This window comes from Pseudomonas sp. H3_A02, from assembly GCF_054671965.1.
Genome location: NZ_CP162807.1, coordinates 3873923 through 3893645 on the forward strand (window position 1 = coordinate 3873923; position 19723 = coordinate 3893645).

The following is a 19723-nucleotide window of genomic DNA, read 5'->3' on the forward strand; positions in this document are numbered from 1 at the left end:
TGTCTCTGGCAGGCGTCCATTCTGGAATCCTCAATCCCCTAGGTGGCTGTCGCCACGTGCCGAGGTGTTCCATGTCCCAGACTCAACGTTTGTTGCTATTGGCGCCTGACGCCATGATCCGTACGCCGGCGTTCGACCGCGCCACCGAGTTGGCCCTGGCGCTGGATCTGCCCCTGCACATCGTGGCGATCGACTACCTGGAGTTGCTCTCGGTGGCCGGTCTTTTTGCCCCGGAGCAGGTCAAGCAAGCGCGTGAGGGCTATCTGGAAACCCATCGGCATTGGCTGTGGCAGCAGGCCGAACTGGTGCGTCGGCACGGCGTCGAGGTGACCTGCGAGGTGGTTTGGAGCAAGGATGCCTTTCAAGCCTTGCAGCAGTACGTCAAGGAGATGCCGATGGCGTTGATCATCAAGGACGCGCAGCCGGAGCCGGTGATGAAACGGGTTTTTTTCACACCCCTGGACTGGCGCTTGCTGCGTGACTGCCCGGTGCCGGTGCATCTGGTCACGGATTCGAGTCACCCGCGGCCTCGGCGGGTCCTGGCGATTGTCGATGTGCTGCGCAGCGAGGACCAGGACCTGGTGTTCAACGACCAGATCGTCGACGCTGCGGTCAAACTGGCGGAACAATGCAACGCCCAGGTCGAGTTGCTGCACGCCTTCGATTGGACGGCTGTCTACGCCTCGGACATGGGCATTGGTGCGCTGCCTCTGGCCACCGGGCTCTATGAAGCATTGGGCCAGGCACAACATGAGGTGTTCGAGTCCCTGGCCGAGCGGCATGGGGTCGCACCGCAGCTGCGTCACTTCATCGAAGGGGCACCGGTAAACAGCATTTGCACGTTCGCCACCGATCATCAGATCGATGTCATCGTCATGGGGACCACGGCACATCGTGGCCTGGACAAACGCCTGGGCACCACCGCCGAGCTCCTGCTGCAACGGGCGCCTTGCAGCGTGTTGGCGATCAAGCCGCAAGCGTGACGCAACCAACACTGGCGTGAAGCCTTGGTACGGCCTCGCGCCAGCGTCCCGGGCTAGATGTAGAGTCGGTGGATGACCTGCCGGGTGTCGTCGGGATCGCTGTGGGTTTCAAAACCCAGGCTATGGGCCAAATCGCGCATCGGGGCATTGCTGGCCGCGTCGACGGAATACATCTGGCGATAGCCATTTTTACGCGCGGTGTCGATCAGGTGCTCCATCAACAATGTCCCCAGCCCCAGGTGCTGCCAAGGGTCGGCGACGGTCACTGCACACTCGCATTCGTGTTCCTGGGTCGCGCAATAGCGGCTGACACCGATCTCGATCAACTCGCCGTTGTCATGGACCAGGGCGATGTAGGCCATGCGCGTCTTGCAGTCGACATCCATCAGATTATCGAGCAGCGCCGCGCCTGGCTCATTGATCTGCGCCAGGAAGCGCATGTGCCGGGACTCCGGTGACAGGCGCATGATGAAGTCGTATTCGCGCTGGCGATCCTGCTCCCTGAGTGGCCGGATCAAGACATGCCGGCCGTCCTTGAGTGCCTGGATCCAGTGCTTGCCACTGATGCTGGCATACAGGGCAGCGGCGCGTTCGTTGTGGTCTTTGACAGTGAGCATGGTGCGATCCTCCCTCGGATGTGCACGTGCGGTGCGACGAAAAGCTACGCATTCGATACTGTTCTACGCCCCGTCACGGCGACCGAATCTGATCTGGATCAGTGCTTACGTATCCGTCTGTCGATTGCCCTGCGCTGCTCCAGGAGAAAGGCCTGGATGTGACGACTCACGTAGTGATGGGCACTGCGCACCGAGTCGGTCTTGAACGTTTGCTTGGCAGCACGACAGACGTCTTGTATTTGGTGCCGGGCAGTGTGCTGGCGGTCAAGGGATGAGTACGTGGCCTCGTTGCGCCGTCCGCTCCTCGGGCACTCCAGGGCTTGGTTGGCTTGGACCAATGGGCAGCAGGTCACGTTGCAATGCATGGGCGTGCATTGGATCTGCTCGAAAAACGTCATGCCAGTGAGCGGGCGCCAGAGCATCGAGCAAGCACCTTGTATGACCTCAGCGTCCTTGTTTCTGATGTAAATCAAGTCGCGCGTATTCCTGCGCTCCAGAATCAAGCATGGCAACCCTGTTCTTTGCGGAGAACGTGATGAGCGATTTTCTCAGCCCCGACCAACTGGAAGGCATTGACGGCTACAGGCGTGCGTCCAATTACCTGGCCGTGGGACAGATCTACCTCAAGGACAACCCGTTGCTGCGCAAACCGCTGCAGCAGGGGCACGTCAAACCTCGCTTGTTGGGATCGCTACTGGGCAACGATGGAAAAGCACCAGCTGTACCTCATCGAGCATGGGCAGGACATGCCCGAAGTCTTGAACTGGCGCTGGACGCCGACGCCGCAATGACCACCCACACGCCTGATGGCATCGACGCTGCACCCTAGCGTTCGAGCCTGATTCTGGAGACCCATCATGAGCCAGTACCAACGTCTGCTGCTGATCCTCAATCCGGCACAACGCCATTCGCCGGCCCTGCATCACGCCGCGGCCCTGGCGGCGGCCAGTGGGGCGCATTTGCATGTCACGGCATTGATCCCCTCACTGGAAATCCTGTCGTTGCTTGAAGAGGAGCCGCGCGAAGAGGCGCGGCAGAACTATCTCCAGGACCATCGCCATTGGTTGGAGGATGAGGCTGACAAGATGCGGCGCCGTGGCCTGCGGGTCACTACGGAATTGGAATGGGCCCAGAAGATGAGCAAGCAGATCCTGCAACATGTCACGCAGATCCAGCCTGATTTGCTGATCAAGCAGGTACAGCACGAGCCTTTGCTCAAACGCGCATTTTTCACGCCACTGGACTGGCAACTGCTGCGCAATTGCCCGGTGCCGATGTACCTGGTGGGGGCCACCGGTCATGCGCTGCCGCGCACAGTGGTTGCGGCGGTGGACGCTTCCAGTGCATTTGCCCGGAACAGCGGGCTGAACGACCGGATCATCCGCCAGGCAATGGGGCTGGCCCTGCAATGCAATGCCGAGCTGCATCTGGTTCACGCCTATGAGGTGTCGTCAGTCTATCTGGGGGATGCCGGCGGTGGTGGTCTGTCGCTGTCGCAGCTCGGCAAGGAGCTGCGCAGGAGCCTGGAAAAAACCTTCCTGGAACTGGCGAACCTGTTTGGCGTGCCGGCCGAACGCAGGCATTTTCTACTGGGGCATCCGGTTTCGGCCCTGAGTGAATTTGCCCTGGCGCATGAAGTGGACGTGATCGTCATGGGGAGATTCCAGCACGATGATCTACATGGGCTATTGGGCAGCACGACCGAGCACATTCTCTACCAGGTGTCATGCGATGTTCTGGCGGTCTGATGAAGCGGGCTTGGCTGCTGGGTTGTTGACAAAAATCAACGGCAACTCGGGCAAACAATGTGACCAATAGGCTTCCTATCGATTGTTCAGGAGCACCGTCATGCGCATGACCTTTCTGGGAGCAGCCGGCACTGTCACCGGTAGCAAATATCTGCTGGAACAGGGCGAACAGCGCATTCTGATCGATTGCGGCCTGTTTCAGGGGTACAAGCAACTGCGCTTGCACAACTGGGACCCGTTCGACCTGCCAATGCGTGAGCTGGACGCGATCGTATTGACCCATGCGCACCTGGACCACAGCGGCTATCTACCGGTGCTGGCGCGCAATGGTTATCGCGGTCCGATCTATGCCTCGCCGGCAACCTGTGAACTGGTGAAAATTCTCCTGCGGGACAGCGCCCGCCTGCAGGAAGAAGAGGCCGAGTACGCTAACCGCAAGGGATTCTCCAGACACGACCCGGCCTTGCCGCTGTACACCCTCGAGAACGCCGAGCGGGCGCTCAAATTACTACGGCCGATCGCGTTCGAGCATCCGGTGGAAATTGCCCGAGGGGTGACGATATTGCTGCGCCGCGCCGGGCATATCCTCGGCGCCGCCACGGTTCAGGTACAGGCTGGCGGCCTGACGCTGGTGTGTTCCGGGGACCTGGGACGGCCGGAGGACCCGGTGATGTTTGCCCCACAGGCCATCGAGCAGGCGGATTATCTGCTGGTGGAATCTACCTACGGTGACCGTCGGCACCCACGCGAAGCACCGGAAGATCTACTGGCCGATGTCATTACCCGCACGGCGTTGCGCCGCGGCATTACCCTGGTACCTTCGTTCACGGTCGGGCGCGCGCAGTTGCTGATGTATCACCTGTATCGCCTGAAACAGCGCCACGCGATCCCGGATATCCCGATTTACCTAAACAGCCCCATGGCTATCGATGTCACCCGGTTGTATCAGCGCTTTGGCGATGAGCATCGGCTGTCCAGGGAAGAGTGCGAAGGCATGTGCCACATCGCACATCCGGTTCGCTCGACCAAGGACTCCATGGCCCTGGACCTGCAACGCACCCCGGCGGTGATCATAGCCGCCAGTGGCATGGCCACCGGTGGACGGGTGCTGTACCACCTCAAGAGCCTTGCCCCCAGCCCCATCAACACCTTGTTGATGCCGGGGTTCCAGGCGGGTGGGACGCGGGGCGCCAGGATTGTGGCGGGCGAGCCCTCGGTGCGTATCCATGGCAAGGATGTGCCGATCAATGCCGAAGTGGTGCCCATGCAAACGCTGTCGGCCCATGCCGATGCGGACGAAATCATGCAGTGGCTGCGCGGCTTCAAGACTCCGCCGCGCCATACCTATGTCGTCCATGGGGAGCCAAACGCCTCCGATGTCCTGCGCCATCGCATTCACGACGAACTGGGTTGGTCGGTATCGGTGCCGGAGTACCGCGATAGCGTCGAACTCTGAGCCACCGTCTTCGCGAGCAGGCTCGTTCCCACAGGGATTTTCTGTAACCGCCGGATTTGTGCCCGCCGCAGTCCCGTGTGGGAGCGGGCTTGCCCGCGAAGGGGCCGGCAGCTTCAACGACGCATTCGGCCTGAAATAAGCACAGGCATGAAAAAGCCCCTCGTCTTTGGCTGGCGAGGGGCAGGGTCCAAAGCGATCAATCGGCCTTTATCGGCACGACCTTTTCCGCTTTCAGTGCTTCTGGTTTTTTTGGCAGTGTCAGCGTCAGCACGCCTTTGCTGAACTGGGCTTCGATCTTGTCGCTGTCGACGCCTTTTGGCAGGTTGAACACGCGTTCGAAGGCGCCGTAATGGCGTTCGGACAGGTGATAACCCTTTTTCTTTTCTTCCTTGGTTTCTTTTTTCTCACCCTTGATGATCAGGTTGCCGTTGGCCAGGCGGATTTCGATGTCTTTCTGATCTATGCCGGGCAACTCGGCGGTGATTTCAAAGCTCTTTTCCTTTTCGCTGATGTCAACGGCCGGCAGGCTGCTGGTGGAGAGTTCGCGGCGCCAAAAGGGTTCGACATCGAACAGCCCACGACTGAAGGGAGAAAGCCCTGTACCCCGGTTGAAGTCATCGAACAGATGATCGACCTGCTGGCGGAGTTTTTCCAGCGGATGCCAGAGGTCAGTCTTAGCGGGATGCGGAGCGTTGTCTGCAGTTTTGACCGGCATTTTTTTCACTGAATTGGACATTTGATTTTCCTCTTTGGTGATGTTCGGGCGAGTACCTGGCCGGATGGCCAGGCACCGTTGCCGAACGGGTCAATGCACGCTTGCGAACTTACAAAGACAGTTGGCCGGACCAGAGCATCCAGCCGGCGAAAATCGCCGCCGCCCAGATCACCACCAGCAGGCCCCAGCCAAAACCATTAAGGGCACGGCTCGTCCTGGCCCGTTGAGCGCTCAAGTAGATCAGCGAGCCGGGGGCATAGAGCAGGGCACTAAGCAGCATGTACCGGGGGCCGGCGGCGTAGAGCAGCCAGACGCAATAGCCCGTCGCGACCACAGCGATGGCCATGTCACGCAGTTGCAGGCCGCGATGGCCGGCGTAGGTCTGGCCTTGCCAGGTCATTTTCAGTGCATACAGGCCACTGAACAGGTACGGCAGCAGGATCATCGAGGTGGCGAGTGAAATCAGCGCCAGGTAGCTGGCGCTCGAATACAGGGTCAGCAACAGGAATAATTGAATGCAGCCGTTGGTAATCCACAACGCGTTGGCCGGTGCGCCCTGTTGGTTTTCCGTGGCCAGCAGGCGCGGCATGACCTTTTCCTTGGCCGGGGTGAACACCGATTCGGCTGCCAACAGCGTCCAGGCCAGCAACGCGCCGCCCACTGACACAATCAGGCCAATGCTGATCAGCACCGCGCCCCAAGGACCGGCCACCGCTTCCAGTACTCCCGCCATGGAAGGGTTCTTCAGGGCGGCCAGTTCGGGCTGTCTGAGGATGCCCAACGACAATAGGGAAACGGCGATCAGCAGCATCAATGTAAGGATGAAGCCAATCACGGTGGCGCGGCCGACGTCGGCCCGTTCGGCGGCCCGGGCGGAGAATACGTTGGCGCCTTCAATACCGATGAACACCCAGACAGTCACCAACATGGTGCTCTTGACCTGGTCCAGCGTACTGCCCAGTGCCGGCGTGCCCCAGAAATCCACCGTGAAGGTGTCCTTGGAGAAACCGGCAATGACCAGGCCGATGAACAACAGCAACGGCACCACCTTGGCGATCGTTGTCAGGGCGTTGGCCTTGGCGGCGGTGCGCATCCCGCGCAAGATCATCCAATGCAATGCCCACAGCACCACCGAAGCGCCGACGATCGCGGCTTTGTTATTGCCGTCGCCAAACAAGGGGAAAAAGTAACTGAGCGCAGCGAACAGAATCACCAAGTAACTGACGTTGCCGATCCAGGCGCTGATCCAATAGCCCCACGCCGAATTGAAACCGAGGAATTCACCGCCCAGGGCACGGGCGTAGGCGAACACACCGTTGTCCAGTTCCGGTTGGCGGTTGGAGAGAGTCTGGTAGACCAAGGCCAGTGAGAGCATGCCCACGCCGGTGATGAGCCAGCCAATCAGGATCGCGCCAGCGCCAGCGCTGGCTGCCATGTTCTGGGGCAGGCTGAAGATGCCGCTGCCGATCATCGAACCGACGACCAGGGCGATCAGCAGGCTCAGCGACAGGCGCCTGGGCTCGACCTTTCGCAAACTGCCGGCCAAAGGGTGAGGTGTGACGGTCGGGATGACCGGTTCTGTACCTTGCAGTTGCGTTGCCATGATCAAAGCCTCCATGAGACGGGAGGTTCGGTAACCTTCGTCGATACAAAGGTTCGAACGCTGAGTCTTAATTTCGTCTTGGAGGTGCTCAATGGTATTGACGTAGATCAGATGTCATGCACAGCAGGCATCACAGTTGCGCATGACGATGGCAACCGGCGACTTTTTGCTTGAGGCCGGGCAAGTCCAGAATGGTGACATTGCGCCCATGCACGTCTACCAGTTCTTCCTGGCGCAGGTGGGCGATACCCCGGCAGATGGTTTCCAGGCGTAGGCCCAGGTAGGAGCCGATGGCTTCGCGGCTCATGCGTAGTACAAATTCCTTGGAGGAATAACCTCGCATGTTAAGCCGCTGGGACAGGTTCAATAGAAACGCCGCCAGGCGTTCGTCGGCGTTCATGTTGCCGAGCATCAACAACATGCTGTGGTCGCGCACGATCTCCTGGCTCAAAAGCTTGTTCAGGTTGTGCTGCAACGACGGTAAGTCGTGGGCCAGTTTTTCCAGCAGGTTGAAAGGCAGTGGGCAGACGTCGCTGTCTTCCAGGGCAATGGCATTACAGGCGTAGTGATCGGTACTGATAGCGTCCAGGCCAAGCATTTCGCCTTGCATCTGGAAACCGGTGACCTGTTCGCGACCGTCTACCGAAAGGACACTGGTCTTGAAGAAACCCAATCTTACCGCGTACAACGAGCGCAATGGGTCGCCGGTGCGATATAGCGCTGCGCCTTTCTTGACCTTTATGCGCTGGGCGATCAGCGTATCGAGGCGCTCGACTTCACCGCCCGTCAGGCCAATCGGCAGGCACAGTTCAAGCACGCTGCAGTTCGAGCAAGCGGTCTTGAGGGCATGTGCCCGCAGAAGTCGCGGTTCGGACTCGGCCATGGGAAAATTCCTATAGTTGGAGCAAGCATAGAAGAACAACTCATCCATGCCTGTTTTTTGTCGCCTAAACCGATACCGACTGTCGATTGGCGCAGAGTGGGTCGCAATTGATGGGTCGAAAACCGGTCTGCAAGACGACGCAGTTGCATCGTGGGCGGGCGTACAGGGGGGGATTTCAGCCGTTCTTCAACGTTCGGAGGCGCGCGGCGTTAGTTGCGCTAACGTCAGAACGGCCCCAGCTTGAGCGGGTACTGGACGACGATATACAGCCGGTCGATGTCATCGCCGCCCTGGCTGCTGTTGGCGCGATGGGTGACATGGGACAGTTGTAGCGACAGGTCCTTGGCCGGGCCTGACTGCACGATGTAGTGCAGGTCCAGGTCGCGCTCCCAATGGCGTCCGCCGTCCCCTTGTTGTGGACGGTAGCTGCCGGTATCCGCATCGAACGGGTTGTAGGCACCGCCTTGGGGGGCATGGCTGCCGTCTATCCCGCGTCCAGTCACATAGCGGGCCATGAAGCTCAGGCCGGGGATGCCCAAGGTGCCCAGGTCGAGGTCGTAGCGTGCTTGCCATGAGCGCTCGCCCGGGCCGTTGAAGTCGGCATATTTGATCGAGTTGGCCAGGTAGATGGAGTCGCCGCCGACGAAATCGAAGGGCGTGTCGCCGTTGATTTTCTGATAGGCCAGGGTGAACGCCTGGGCATTGAGCCGGTATTTGCCACTCAGGCTATAGGCTGTGGTGTCGATGGCCCCGGCGACGGCCTTGCCATAGTCGCGGGTGTGGTAGAGGTTGCCGTCGAGGAACAGATCGCCAAGGGTGGTATGCAGGTTGGCGTAGTACTGGCGCCAGGTGTCACTCAGTTCGGATGCATAGAGCGCACCGCCCAGGGCTTGGCCGGTGAACAGGTCGGCGCCAATGAAGTCGATGGCGCCGTTGCGCGTCGTCGCCCCGTAACCGGAAAAGTCACCCTTGCCGGTCGAGGCATCCTGATTCTTGAACGCGCTGAAGTGACCCGCCTGCAGGTCGATCCCTTCGAACTCGCGGCTGGTGACCAGCAGGCCGCTGGCGTATTCCGGTTGCAGGCGCTTGTCTGCGGTGTCGAATACCGGACTTTCCACGGTCATTTCGCCGATGGCCAGGGTGGTGCGTGAGGCGTTAAGTTTCAGCGCGCCACCCGCGCTGGAATACTGGTCTTCGCTTCGCCCGTCCTCATCCAAGGGCAATAATCCCGTTCCGGAGTGCCCCTTGCCGCCGTCCAGCTTCAACCCCAGGAAACCGTGGACATCAATACCTACGCCGATCGTGCCCGGGGTGAAGCCGGACTCGAACGAGGCGATGAAGCCCTGGGCCCATTCCTGTTTGTAGCTTTTGCCGGCCGGGGTCGGGGAGCGATAGTCATTGTTGAGGTAGAAGTTGCGGCTGAGGACTTCCAGCGTTGCCCCGTCGAGAAAGCCAGGCGTGCTTTGCGCGAGTTCCGCTGCCATCGCCGGTGCGGCGCTGCCTGTGAGCAGGGCAAGCAGCCAGATCGGCTTCAGGGCGACGGTTGAGTGGTGGGGTGCAGACAACATGCTTCATTTCCATGTGAAATTAGGCGGGCAATGCCCGACGCACCGTACGGTGGGGCAGCAGCTCCCGCTTGAAAAAACAGCTCTGAACAGAGGGCTTCATTCTTGGGCGTGCAGCGTGGGCGTGCGAGTTAAACGTTGTTAATTGCGTTCAGCTGCAGGGCCGGGCATTGCCCCAACGCAGTGCGGGCTTTATCAACGGACAGCGAAGGTGCCGATGAGCGAGTGAAATTCAATGGCTTGCGCTGTTAAAAACAGGCGTTGCCTCGCTGCTGGAGACCCTTTGTCAATCAGCTAGCCTGCGCATTCTTGACAAGCAATCGACCTTCAGCAAATACTTGCTCGCATATTCATATATATGACTAGATAACAAGGTGAATAAGGTCAATGAAATCTCTCTCCAGTGATGTCCGCCTGCCGCTGTATCAACGTCTGCGCGACCAATTGGCTGAACAGATCGCCAATAACCGCTGGCGTCCGGGGGAGGCGATTCCTACTGAGGCGGTACTCTCAGCCGAATACCAGTTGTCGACCGGTACGGTGCGCAAGGCCATCGATGCGCTGGTCAGCGAGGGCGTCCTGGAGCGTCAGCAGGGGCGCGGCACCTTCATTCGTCGACCGCAGTTTCAATCGTCGCTGTTCCGTTTCTTCCGTTTTCAAAGCGCTTCAGGCGAACGCCGAGTTCCCGAGAGCCGCATCTTGTCCGTGGAACCGGTGGCCGCGCCTTCGGCGGTAGCCCAGGCGCTGGGATTGCCGGTGGATGCGCCAGTGATCCGCCTGGTGCGGGTGCGTCTGCTGGACGTGAAGCCGGTGCTCGCCGAAGAAATCTGGTTGCCCCGTAATCGCTTCCAAGCCTTGCTCGAAATCGACCTGAGTCAAAAAGGCCCGTTGCTTTACCCCATCTATGAAGAAGTCTGCGGCCAGGTTGTTGCCTATGCCGAAGAAACCCTCACCGCCGAATCGGTGAATGAGGTGCACGCAAGATTGCTGCAGGTGCCGGTCAACAGCCCGGTGGTGGTGATCGAGCGCCTGGCGCGGGACTACGCCGGCAACCCTCTGGAGTGGCGACGCTCTCGCGGGCATGCCGAGCACTTCCGCTACAGCGTGGAAATTCGCTGACGCAGCCCGGCTAGGGGCGTTCAGCGGCGAGTCGGTCGCCGCTGTCCTTATCGTTTTTTGTTTGCCATGACTGGCCCTGTAGCGGCGCGGTTCGCTCTCGGCTGCCTTTCGTTCCACTTACAAGGATAAGAAGCATGTTCAGTTGGTATCGCCAAGTCACTGCGCGGGAGCGCAAAACGTTTTGGGCCTGTTTCGGCGGATGGTCGCTCGATGCCTTGGAAGTACAGATGTTCGGCCTGGCGATACCGGCGTTGATCGCCGCGTTCGCCCTGACCAAGGGCGATGCCGGGTTGGTCAGCGGCGTGACCTTGGTCACTTCGGCCATTGGCGGTTGGGTCGGCGGGACGCTGTCGGACCGCTACGGTCGGGTGCGCACGCTGCAATGGATGATCTTGTGGTTTTCGTTCTTCACCTTCCTGTCGGCGTTCGTCACCGGCTTCCACCAACTGTTGATCGTCAAGGCCCTGCAGGGCTTCGGGATCGGCGGGGAATGGGCCGCCGGCGCGGTGTTGATGGCCGAGACCATCAACCCCAAGTACCGCGGCAAGGTCATGGGCACAGTACAGAGCGCCTGGGCGGTGGGTTGGGGGCTGGCGGTCGGCGTCTTCACGCTGATCTACTCCCTCGTACCGCAGGACATGGCCTGGCGGGTGATGTTCGTCGTGGGTCTGCTGCCGTCGTTCCTGATCATCTGGGTGCGCCGCAACGTTGAAGAGCCCGACAGTTTCCAGCGCCTGAAAAAAGACAATGTCATTGCGCAGAGTTTCTTCAAATCCCTGGCCGGCATCTTTCGTCCCGAGTTGATCCGTGTGACCTTGTTCGGCGGGTTGCTGGGCCTGGGTGCGCACGGCGGTTACCACGCTGTGATGACCTGGCTGCCGACCTTCCTCAAGACCGAGCGCAACCTGTCGGTGCTCAACTCCGGCGGCTACCTGGCGGTGATCATCTTCGCCTTCTGGTGCGGCTGCGTGGTCAGTGGCCTGTTGATCGATCGCATTGGTCGCCGGAAAAACATCGTGTTGTTCGCGCTGTGCTGCGTGGTCACGGTGCAGTGTTATGTGTTCCTGCCGTTGAGCAACACCCAGATGCTGTTCCTGGGGTTCCCGCTCGGCTTCTTCGCGGCCGGTATTCCGGCGAGCCTCGGGGCGTTTTTCAACGAGTTGTACCCGGCGGATGTGCGCGGCGCCGGCGTGGGGTTCTGCTACAACTTCGGCCGGGTGCTCTCGGCGGTGTTCCCGTTCCTGGTCGGCCACATGAGCGACTCCATGTCCTTGGGCTCGGCCATTGGCATCGACGCCGGGATTGCCTACGGCGTGGCGGTGATCGCAGCGCTGTGCCTGCCGGAAACCCGTGGCCGCAGCTTGGAAGCCACGGCTGCATCGGCGCCTGTGGTTGAACGTGACAGCCAGGGCGCCCGGGCCTGATTTTCCTTATTGTCGATAGATGAGCCTCATGCCTGATACCTGTACTAAACCGATCACCGGCATTGACTGCCACGCCCACGTGTTCAGTCGTGATCTGGAACTGGCCGCTGTCCGGCGCTACACACCCGGCTATGACGCCACGCTCGCTCAATACCTGAGCCACCTGCACGCCCACGGCTTGAGCCATGGCGTGTTGGTGCAGCCGAGCTTTCTCGGCACCGATAACCGCTACCTGCTGGCCGCGCTACGGCAAGCACCGGAGCAGTTGCGCGGGGTCGTGGTGGTGGAGCGAGACGTCAGCCGCGCCGAGCTGGACGACATGGCCCGGCTGGGCGTGGTCGGGGTGCGCTTGAATCTGATGGGCAAGGCCCTGCCTGATTTTCGTGACGCCGCCTGGAACGGTTTTTTGGGTCACATCGCGGAACTGGATTGGCATGTCGAGTTGCATGCCAACCTGGTGGACTTGCCGGGGTTGATGGCTCAGCTGTTGCCATGGGGCCTCAAGTTGGTGGTCGATCATTTCGGTCGCCCGGATGCGCGTTTGGGGCTGGATCAACCTGGCTTTGCTCAATTGATGGCGCTGGGGCAGGGCGGGCAGGTGTGGATGAAGGTGTCCGGTATCTATCGGTTGGGCGCAACGGCCCCGCGCAACCTTGAATTCGCCCGCGCCTCGTTGACGTTGTTGGAGCGCCATTTCGGCCCCGAACGCCTGGTGTGGGGCAGCGATTGGCCGCACACCCAGCATGAAGAACATGTGGGTTTCGAGACGGTCATGGCGCAGTTGCACGCGTTGGAGTGTTCGGCGTCGTTGATGCATGCGTTAATGGTCCAGGCACCCCAGGCACTCTTCAAGTTTTGAGGCGCGAAGGTCATGGCGTCGATTTTCCTGAACTCGTCCGATGAATAGCGATCTAGACTCCATTGAAGCCCTGTGAGCAGTCGCCGTATCGGCCTTTAAAAGGGATTCTGCGAGCTGAAACCACCGACCCGGGTGATGGCCCTGGCGCGAAGGACAGCGAGGGTGCTTCAGCCAGGCGGTTTGAGGATGACTGATGTCGAACATTGAAGAGCTACCCACGCAAACACAGGCGCCGAGTGAGTACGAAAGCTTGATCGCGATGGGAATGAGCGCGCTCGATGCCATTCCCGGTGCGGTGTACCTCTGCGATCGTCAGGGGTGGCTCGTGCGGTACAACAGCGAGGCGGCGGAGCTGTGGGGCAGGGCGCCAGCACTCGGAGAGAACGGCGCCCGTTTTTGCGGCGCCCATCGATTGTTCCAGGCCGACGGTACGCCGCTGGCATTCGAACACTGCCCGACGGCCTCGGCGCTCGATACGGGCGTTGCGTCGCGCAACCAGGAAGTGATCATCCAACGTCCGGATGGCTCGCGGTTCGTGGCGCTGATGAACATCCGCGCTCTCAGGGATCGTTGGGGCGTCATTCAAGGGGTGATCAACTGCTTCCAGGATGTTTCGGCACACCATGCCATGGCCGAGGAACTTCGGCGCAAGAGTGCCGACCTGGAAGACTTCTTCGAAAACAGTGCGGTGGGCCTGCATATCGTCAGTGGCGAGGGCATCATCCTGCGCGCCAACAAGGCGGAGCTGGCGCTGCTGGGCTATCACGCAGAAGAATACATCGGGCGGCACATCACTGAGTTTCATGTCGACGAACCTGTTATTGGCGACATCCTCACCAAGCTGGGCAGTGGCGATTGCCTGGAGAGCTATCCGGCGCGCCTGAGGGCCAAAGACGGCTCGATCAAACATGTCACGATCACTTCAAACGGACGCTTCGAGGACGGAAAACTCTTCAACACCCGTTGTTTTACCATCGACAGAAGCTGCGTCCATGCGGCCGAGGCGGCGCGCCAGGAGAGCGATGACCGGCTTTCGGCGACCTATGAGGCGGTGACCATCGGGATTTCCGAAGCCGATACCGACGGTCGCTTGCTCCGGGTGAACGACGCCCTGTGCAACATGCTGGGCCGGTCGCGGGAGGAGCTCCTGTCGATGACATTCCTGGACTACACCCACCCGGACTGCATCCCGCAGGATGCGCAGTTGTACGCCCGCCAGGTGGCCGGTGAACTGGATAACTACGTGCTGCGCAAGCGCGCTCTGAAGCCCGATGGCGAGGTGGTCTACCTCGACATCCACAGCTCGTCGGTGAGGGACGCCAACGGTACGTTTCGTTATGGCGTGCGGGTGCTGCAGGACGTCACGCTGGCGCGGCGGATGGAAAACCAGATCCGCGAAAGCGAACGGCACATGCGCAATCTGCTCGAAGCATTGCCTGCCGCGGTGTACACCACCGACGCCGAAGGGCGCATCACGTTCTACAATCGCGCCGCTGTCGAACTGTCGGGGCGCACACCGCAATTGGGTGACATGTGGTGTGTGACCTGGAAGCTGTTCAATACCGACGGAACCGCACTGCCCCACGATCAATGCCCGATGGCGGTGGCGCTGAAGGAAAACCGGCCGATACGCGGCGTCGAGGCGATCGCAGAACGGCCCGATGGCAGCCGTGTACCGTTCACGCCGTTTCCCACGCCTTTGCATGATGCCGATGGAAACCTGGTGGGTGCCATCAACATGCTGGTCGATATTTCCGAACGAAAGCAGGCGGAAAGCCGGCAGAAGACGCTGATCGATGAGCTCAATCACCGGGTCAAGAACACCCTGGCCACGGTGCAATCGCTGGCGGCCCAGACCGCGCGCAATGCCGAGGATGCGAAGGACGGCTACAGGCGTTTCGAGGCAAGGCTTTTGGCGTTGTCGCGGGCACACGACCTCTTGACCAAGCGCCATTGGGGCCAGACGCCGCTCGACACCCTGGCCCATGAAGTGCTGCTACCGGTCTTTGGGCATGAGCCGGGCCGTGTCGTGATCGAAGGGGCGGCCGTGGACGTCGGCACTCGCGTGGCGCTCAACCTCACGATGACCCTCAATGAATTGGCGATCAACGCGCTCAAGTACGGGGCCATGTCGGTCGAGACGGGGACGCTAGCCGTCACATGGCACCTGCAAACTCAAGCGGACGGAACGCTACTTACTCTTGACTGGCACGAGCGTGGAGGGCCGCTGGTCTCCCCGCCGGAGCGGGAAGGGCTGGGTTCGCGCCTGATGAAACGCTGCATCGAGCGCGACTTGGGCGGCACGTTTGACCTTACCTACGCCCCACAGGGCGTTTGCTGTCGCTTTGCGTTCCTGATTGGAGCGGCTGGGGCATGATCCCATTGGCTGGAACCAGGGTGCTGGTCGTCGAAGACGAAGGCGCGATTGCCCTGTTGATCGAGGAGATGCTGGAGGAATTCGGGTGCGAAGTGGTGGCCTCGGTCGCCCGGCTCGCGACTGCATGTGAAATCGCCGGCTCGGTGCAGGTGGACCTGGCGATCCTGGACGTCAACCTGGCCGGCGAGCGCGTGTACCCGGTGGCCGACATTCTTCGCGGTCGCCAAATCCCCTTTCTATTCAGCACCGGATACGGCGCTAGCGGGCTGCCAGCGGAATACGCCGGGTGCCCGGTCCTGCACAAGCCGTTTTCGGAGAACCAATTGCGGCAGAAAATCGCCGTCACGCTGAAGAAAACCCGTGAAAGCGGCCTGGCATCCAGCACTGATGCCAACTGACCCGCCGCCATCGCGAGCAAGCTCGCTCCCACAATGACCGGCGGTGGACAGTGACTGAGTGACCACCACAAATCCTCTGTGGGAGCGGGCTTGCTCGCGATGACGGTGGCACAGGCAATACATCACCCACTGATACAACACCATTCCCAGCAAGCCGAGCCCTGACCTTCAAGCAGGCCTACGAGACGTTGCCGCTGGACTGTGCTAAATCTCTTACCGGCAACCCACTTCTCCAAACCCATTCAAGGAGTGAACATGAGTCTCCACGGTCATTACGATCCACAGAACATCTTTGCGCTGATCCTGCGCGGCGATGCGCCGTGCTACAAGATTTACGAAGACGCCGATGTGCTGGCCTTCCTGGATCTCTTTCCGCAATCGCGCGGCCATGTCCTGGTCATCCCTAAAGCCTCCCAGGCGCGAAACATCCTCGAAGTCGAACCCGCCGTCCTGGGCGCGATGATGGCTGCCGTGCAACGCCTGACGCGGATTATCGTGGACGAGTTGCAGCCGGACGGGGTCCAGGTCGCGCAGTTCAATGGTGCGGTGGCCGGGCAAACGGTCTATCACATTCATGTGCACATCATCCCGCGCTGGGAAGGTGAGGAGGCGGGCGTGCATGGCCGGGGCAAGGCCGATCCCGAGGAGCTGGAAAAACTCCAGGCCCGCCTGGTCGAACGTATCCGCTCAGAGGCCTGACGCCGGGCAGAGCAAGCTCGCTCCCACGGGGATTTCGGATGGATAGACAATGGCGGTTGTCCCGGTTTCCAGTGTGGGAGCGAGCTTGCTCGCGATAGCGGCAGTACATCCAACATTGATGCTAACTGACCCACCGCTTTCGCGAACAAAGGTTGTGCACCCCACCACAAAACCCATCAACAATTCGCCACCCAATTCCTTTTCCAACCGCTACCATTGCGCGCGGACCTCCCGACACCCCCGGACTTCACTTCCATGAAATTGCGCTTTCTGACCGCTGCCTTATTTTTTACCTGCACCTTGGTTAACGCCGCTGAACCGAAACCCGTTCCAAAAGCCCTGGAAGAACAGATTGGGCACCTGGTCGCGCTCATCAAGGACAGCTATGCCACCGGCTATCCCGAAGCGACACTGATGCAGACCCTGGACACCGGCGAGGACAGTCAGGTCACCCTTGCGGTTTTCACCATCGAGGGTTTCGGCATGGGCAACAACTACAGCCAATACCTAGCCGCCTTCACGCCCGAGGAGAACGAAGAGGGCGTGCCGCACTACAGCCTGCTGGACGTGATGCGCATCGGTGGCGACAGCTGGCGGGCCATCGACAACCTCGATGCCAAATTGGTCAGCGACCCGACCGGTGAGCAGACCCTGATCGACATTCCCGTGATGGAGAACACCGATGAGGATGCGCCGAATTTTCCGAGCCGGGCCGCCGTGATTCACCTATCCCTGGACGGGTCACAGGCAGTGCGATTGGTTGAGATTAAGTAAAGCGGTACGTCCGATCGGATTTATGCGATTGCGATAGGAGTTGTGATCTCTCCGGAAAGGGCGTTAGAGCTGGACAAACGTTGCAACCTTTTTCGGTGGTGGAACGGTTAAACGAGTTTGTAGGAATTGACGGAGCGATTATTACCCATTGACTTGCAGGACATTTCCTAGAAATTCCAGTCCCTTGCGCCTGCTGATTTCGGTACCTAGTCTTTGTCCACCGCTGCCAATTCAGCAGTCGGGTTTAGTCGCTCGGTATCTCGTTAGGCGCAAGGTCTCCTTGAAGTCAGGCTACGATTTTCTCGCTGATTTTATGGTGGCTGTGCGCAGGGCACTTTCGGGGGCGCCGGTTTCCTAACGTCCCGGTCGACTAACCTGCGCACAGCCGCCACCCCACTTCGTTTAGTCGCGAACAGTGGCGGACCCGACTGACGTTAGCTGGATGTCATCGACCCTAGGTAAGCGTCCGGTGGAATAGATTCCATTTTCCCCAAGATGGATCGGGTCGGAAGCGAAGGGCTGCTTCCGACCCATTGCGGCCCTTCATCGCAGTCAATGATTGGTCAATAACTTGCCCATTTTTAGGCACCGAGCACGAAATGGACAATTAGCGCATCCAGGCACGAATAGCTTCGAATTCAATTGGGTTCGGATGGCGCAGTCGGGCGGCTAGAGATTCCTCTTCTTCTTGAGAAATAAAGGCTTGGACAGTTGTCGGAGTACTTCGAGGCCCAGCCTGGTAGTTCATAGCCACACACTGCCGACTGAACAGGGCCTCAAGAAGTGAATAATCTGCGGGTAGTAGGGCGGCTTGGATTAATGCTACTTCACTTTTCAGTGCAAAACTGAAGTCTGCTTTAGGCGGTAGCCAAGATAGATCCCTAGCGACGCGCACGTACTCCCTTGTCACGAACGAAGAGACATCGCCGTAGGCCAATGAGGATGGCTGTGCAAAATGAAGTACTTGAGCAATCCCCGAAGCGCCGTTTTCCAATCGCACCACGCAGTAAGGCTCACCGCCGCCTGTAGCCGCAAAGGGAAGAAAGGTTCGACCTTGCTGGTCATCAGGATTAAGCCACTCATTGATTTCTCGCCCGGCCTGTTCGGCATCAAGCCATAGAAAATCTTCAAGGCTACTCAGTGCTGCCGTTCCTGTATGTGCAATTCCCATTAGAGTCGCGAGGCGCTCTGGAAACTCAATGTCAATTGATTGCGCAAGCCTTTGAAAGGCCTCAACAACTGCAACATCTTGTCCATAACTCAAAGTGACAGATTCTCCGTATCAGATAGTAGGGCAGTCAAAGGTTTGGAGTTTTTCGCAGCTTTCCGGCCGTTTAAAAACGTATCTTAAGCTGTTTAGACGAGTGTCAACACGCGAGAGACTGCCGATTGTCGATGCCAATCACTCTGAACTGAATGTCTGCTCCTGGCCGAAAACTGCCGTTCCCAACGGGTCGCGTTTTGCTCGAAGATGGCCCTGTAAACCATCTCTCATTCAATCGGGATCCATTCACATGCCTGTCTTGATGGCGCGAATGGCTGCCATGTAAGCGCTGGTTCCGATGCCGACCTGACCCCAGACTTCACGGCTTTCTCCTCCTTGGCGGTCATATTGTTCATCCGCATCCCATAGCGTCAGGATTTGGTTTGGAAACAGGTATTCATAGGATGAGAATTCGTGCTGGCCGGAATTGTCCGAAGCAGCCATCACTGAAAATACATGTGTGGCAGAGTTCGCAAAGATATCGACTCCCTTGAACATGAACGTGACGTTCGGGTTTCCGGAGACACCAATGAAGCGTACTTCATCGTTCGGCCCGTGGGAAACCTGCACGCAGGACTCGCAAAAATAATCGACGCGGTCCTGGGAATGCTCGAGAGGGAATCCGATGGCAGCCATCTTTTGCCTCGCTGTAGCGCGTGCAGCGCCAAGACGAACAGGACCAATAGCCTCGAGCGGTAAAATTTCAAAAACCTGCATTTCCTGGGCTCCATGGGTGAATGGCTAGCCAACCGCTCCGCTATGTAGGGCGCGGAAGTTGTGCTTTAGATTGTCCGAGAGCGGGCACCTCGGTACGCTGTCGACCTTATCCGATATGGAAATGCTTAACATGGATCCGCACGCTGTGATCGCAAGAAATTTCGTTGGGAGCGAAGCATACGAAGACGCCTCGTTCATCGGACGATTACACGAAGCGGGACTCTGGGATCGTGAAGAATACTGGCTGCTGGAGTGGGCACTCTATAAAATCGCAACAGAAACAAGCTTCAGTCAGGCACTCTCACATAGGGTGTTCGAGATATTCAGCTACAGTTCTCTGCTATTCGGTTGCCACTTTGATCGGAAGGATCGCTTCAAGATCCGAAACCTGAAAAGAAAGCAGATCTACGATTTCCGCGAGAGATTCCACTTGGTGTTTGAGGGTTTCTTCGCTGGAAAAATGGCGACACCGGCTCGCTTTGACGAACCCAATCCGTGGCTCGTAGGTGGCCCGTAATCTGA

General features: G+C 59.3%; 18 protein-coding genes and 2 pseudogenes. 13 read left to right on the plus strand and 7 right to left on the minus strand.

The genetic code is table 11. The annotated features are described in order from the left end of the window. The first annotated feature begins 71 nt into the window (after positions 1-71). Positions 72-983, plus strand: a complete 912-nt coding sequence (locus tag AB4N80_RS17310) for a universal stress protein (RefSeq protein ID WP_122565756.1) — start codon at positions 72-74, stop codon at positions 981-983. Between the two features lie 53 nt (positions 984-1036). Here the strand turns inward: AB4N80_RS17310 and AB4N80_RS17315 are convergent, their stop codons facing one another. Next, positions 1037-1600, minus strand: a complete 564-nt coding sequence (locus AB4N80_RS17315; protein ID WP_122565755.1) for a GNAT family N-acetyltransferase — start codon at positions 1598-1600, stop codon at positions 1037-1039. Positions 1601-1770: 170 nt separating this feature from the next. Between AB4N80_RS17315 and AB4N80_RS17320 the strand changes: the two are divergent. The 4 genes and pseudogenes from AB4N80_RS17320 to AB4N80_RS17335 form a co-directional block, all read left to right on the plus strand. Continuing rightward, positions 1771-1875 (plus strand): annotated as a pseudogene (locus AB4N80_RS17320) (universal stress protein); the annotation flags it as partial. A gap of 260 nt (positions 1876-2135) precedes the next feature. Next, positions 2136-2288 (plus strand): annotated as a pseudogene (locus AB4N80_RS17325) (phosphoketolase family protein); the annotation flags it as partial. 169 nt (positions 2289-2457) lie between these two features. Next, positions 2458-3348, plus strand: a complete 891-nt coding sequence (locus AB4N80_RS17330) for a universal stress protein (RefSeq protein ID WP_122565754.1) — start codon at positions 2458-2460, stop codon at positions 3346-3348. A 100-nt stretch (positions 3349-3448) separates the two neighbouring features. Then, positions 3449-4804, plus strand: a complete 1356-nt coding sequence (locus tag AB4N80_RS17335; protein WP_122565753.1) for an MBL fold metallo-hydrolase RNA specificity domain-containing protein — start codon at positions 3449-3451, stop codon at positions 4802-4804. 196 nt (positions 4805-5000) lie between these two features. Here the strand turns inward: AB4N80_RS17335 and AB4N80_RS17340 are convergent, their stop codons facing one another. The 4 genes from AB4N80_RS17340 to AB4N80_RS17355 form a co-directional block, all read right to left on the minus strand. After that, the gene (locus tag AB4N80_RS17340) at positions 5001-5540 is read right to left on the minus strand and encodes an Hsp20/alpha crystallin family protein (protein WP_122565752.1); all 540 of its coding nucleotides are present in this window, start codon (positions 5538-5540) and stop codon (positions 5001-5003) included. A gap of 88 nt (positions 5541-5628) precedes the next feature. Next, positions 5629-6990: an arginine-ornithine antiporter gene (gene arcD, locus AB4N80_RS17345; protein WP_240998431.1), complete on the minus strand. Its 1362-nt coding sequence runs from the start codon at positions 6988-6990 to the stop codon at positions 5629-5631. Positions 6991-7252: 262 nt separating this feature from the next. Continuing rightward, positions 7253-8005, minus strand: a complete 753-nt coding sequence (gene fnr, locus AB4N80_RS17350) for a fumarate/nitrate reduction transcriptional regulator Fnr (protein WP_122565750.1) — start codon at positions 8003-8005, stop codon at positions 7253-7255. A 224-nt stretch (positions 8006-8229) separates the two neighbouring features. After that, positions 8230-9573 (minus strand): OprD family porin, encoded by a 1344-nt coding sequence (locus AB4N80_RS17355; protein ID WP_122565749.1) that lies wholly within the window; start codon positions 9571-9573, stop codon positions 8230-8232. A gap of 384 nt (positions 9574-9957) precedes the next feature. On the opposite strand from AB4N80_RS17355, the gene AB4N80_RS17360 reads away from it, so the two are divergent. From AB4N80_RS17360 to AB4N80_RS17390, 7 genes are all read left to right on the plus strand, one after another. Then, complete coding sequence (locus tag AB4N80_RS17360; protein WP_122565748.1) at positions 9958-10689, plus strand: GntR family transcriptional regulator; 732 nt, start codon at positions 9958-9960, stop codon at positions 10687-10689. A gap of 134 nt (positions 10690-10823) precedes the next feature. Next, positions 10824-12113 (plus strand): MFS transporter, encoded by a 1290-nt coding sequence (locus tag AB4N80_RS17365; RefSeq protein WP_122565747.1) that lies wholly within the window; start codon positions 10824-10826, stop codon positions 12111-12113. A 28-nt stretch (positions 12114-12141) separates the two neighbouring features. After that, on the plus strand, positions 12142-12972 hold the full coding sequence (locus AB4N80_RS17370) for an amidohydrolase family protein (RefSeq protein WP_122565746.1): 831 nt from the start codon (positions 12142-12144) through the stop codon (positions 12970-12972). Positions 12973-13165: 193 nt separating this feature from the next. Continuing rightward, positions 13166-15349, plus strand: a complete 2184-nt coding sequence (locus tag AB4N80_RS17375) for a PAS domain-containing sensor histidine kinase (RefSeq protein WP_354338437.1) — start codon at positions 13166-13168, stop codon at positions 15347-15349. Between the two features lie 20 nt (positions 15350-15369). Next, positions 15370-15747: a response regulator gene (locus AB4N80_RS17380; RefSeq protein WP_240998428.1), complete on the plus strand. Its 378-nt coding sequence runs from the start codon at positions 15370-15372 to the stop codon at positions 15745-15747. Between the two features lie 255 nt (positions 15748-16002). Further along, the gene (locus AB4N80_RS17385; protein WP_122565743.1) at positions 16003-16446 is read left to right on the plus strand and encodes an HIT family protein; all 444 of its coding nucleotides are present in this window, start codon (positions 16003-16005) and stop codon (positions 16444-16446) included. A gap of 255 nt (positions 16447-16701) precedes the next feature. Beyond that, positions 16702-17220 carry a hypothetical protein gene (locus AB4N80_RS17390; protein WP_122565742.1) on the plus strand — a complete coding sequence of 173 codons (519 nt, stop codon included), beginning with the start codon at positions 16702-16704 and terminating at the stop codon, positions 17218-17220. A 607-nt stretch (positions 17221-17827) separates the two neighbouring features. Here the strand turns inward: AB4N80_RS17390 and AB4N80_RS17395 are convergent. Both AB4N80_RS17395 and AB4N80_RS17400 read right to left on the minus strand, forming a co-directional pair. Further along, positions 17828-18484, minus strand: coding sequence for an SMI1/KNR4 family protein (locus AB4N80_RS17395; protein WP_460078073.1), 657 nt, complete (start codon positions 18482-18484; stop codon positions 17828-17830). Between the two features lie 246 nt (positions 18485-18730). After that, positions 18731-19201 carry a hypothetical protein gene (locus tag AB4N80_RS17400; protein ID WP_122565740.1) on the minus strand — a complete coding sequence of 157 codons (471 nt, stop codon included), beginning with the start codon at positions 19199-19201 and terminating at the stop codon, positions 18731-18733. A 130-nt stretch (positions 19202-19331) separates the two neighbouring features. On the opposite strand from AB4N80_RS17400, the gene AB4N80_RS17405 reads away from it, so the two are divergent. Beyond that, positions 19332-19718 carry an Imm41 family immunity protein gene (locus AB4N80_RS17405; protein ID WP_163006704.1) on the plus strand — a complete coding sequence of 129 codons (387 nt, stop codon included), beginning with the start codon at positions 19332-19334 and terminating at the stop codon, positions 19716-19718. Positions 19719-19723 lie beyond the last annotated feature (5 nt).

Coding starts and splice junctions, on each gene's coding strand:
- AB4N80_RS17355 (WP_122565749.1), bottom strand. CDS start 9,573: ATGTTGTCTGCACCCCACCACTCAACCGTCGCCCTGAAGCCGATCTGG.
- AB4N80_RS17340 (WP_122565752.1), bottom strand. CDS start 5,540: ATGTCCAATTCAGTGAAAAAAATGCCGGTCAAAACTGCAGACAACGCT.
- AB4N80_RS17370 (WP_122565746.1), top strand. CDS start 12,142: ATGCCTGATACCTGTACTAAACCGATCACCGGCATTGACTGCCACGCC.
- arcD (WP_240998431.1), bottom strand. CDS start 6,990: ATGATCGGCAGCGGCATCTTCAGCCTGCCCCAGAACATGGCAGCCAGC.
- AB4N80_RS17400 (WP_122565740.1), bottom strand. CDS start 19,201: ATGCAGGTTTTTGAAATTTTACCGCTCGAGGCTATTGGTCCTGTTCGT.
- AB4N80_RS17365 (WP_122565747.1), top strand. CDS start 10,824: ATGTTCAGTTGGTATCGCCAAGTCACTGCGCGGGAGCGCAAAACGTTT.
- AB4N80_RS17360 (WP_122565748.1), top strand. CDS start 9,958: ATGAAATCTCTCTCCAGTGATGTCCGCCTGCCGCTGTATCAACGTCTG.
- fnr (WP_122565750.1), bottom strand. CDS start 8,005: ATGGCCGAGTCCGAACCGCGACTTCTGCGGGCACATGCCCTCAAGACC.
- AB4N80_RS17310 (WP_122565756.1), top strand. CDS start 72: ATGTCCCAGACTCAACGTTTGTTGCTATTGGCGCCTGACGCCATGATC.
- AB4N80_RS17405 (WP_163006704.1), top strand. CDS start 19,332: ATGGATCCGCACGCTGTGATCGCAAGAAATTTCGTTGGGAGCGAAGCA.
- AB4N80_RS17375 (WP_354338437.1), top strand. CDS start 13,166: ATGTCGAACATTGAAGAGCTACCCACGCAAACACAGGCGCCGAGTGAG.
- AB4N80_RS17335 (WP_122565753.1), top strand. CDS start 3,449: ATGCGCATGACCTTTCTGGGAGCAGCCGGCACTGTCACCGGTAGCAAA.
- AB4N80_RS17330 (WP_122565754.1), top strand. CDS start 2,458: ATGAGCCAGTACCAACGTCTGCTGCTGATCCTCAATCCGGCACAACGC.
- AB4N80_RS17385 (WP_122565743.1), top strand. CDS start 16,003: ATGAGTCTCCACGGTCATTACGATCCACAGAACATCTTTGCGCTGATC.
- AB4N80_RS17390 (WP_122565742.1), top strand. CDS start 16,702: ATGAAATTGCGCTTTCTGACCGCTGCCTTATTTTTTACCTGCACCTTG.
- AB4N80_RS17315 (WP_122565755.1), bottom strand. CDS start 1,600: ATGCTCACTGTCAAAGACCACAACGAACGCGCCGCTGCCCTGTATGCC.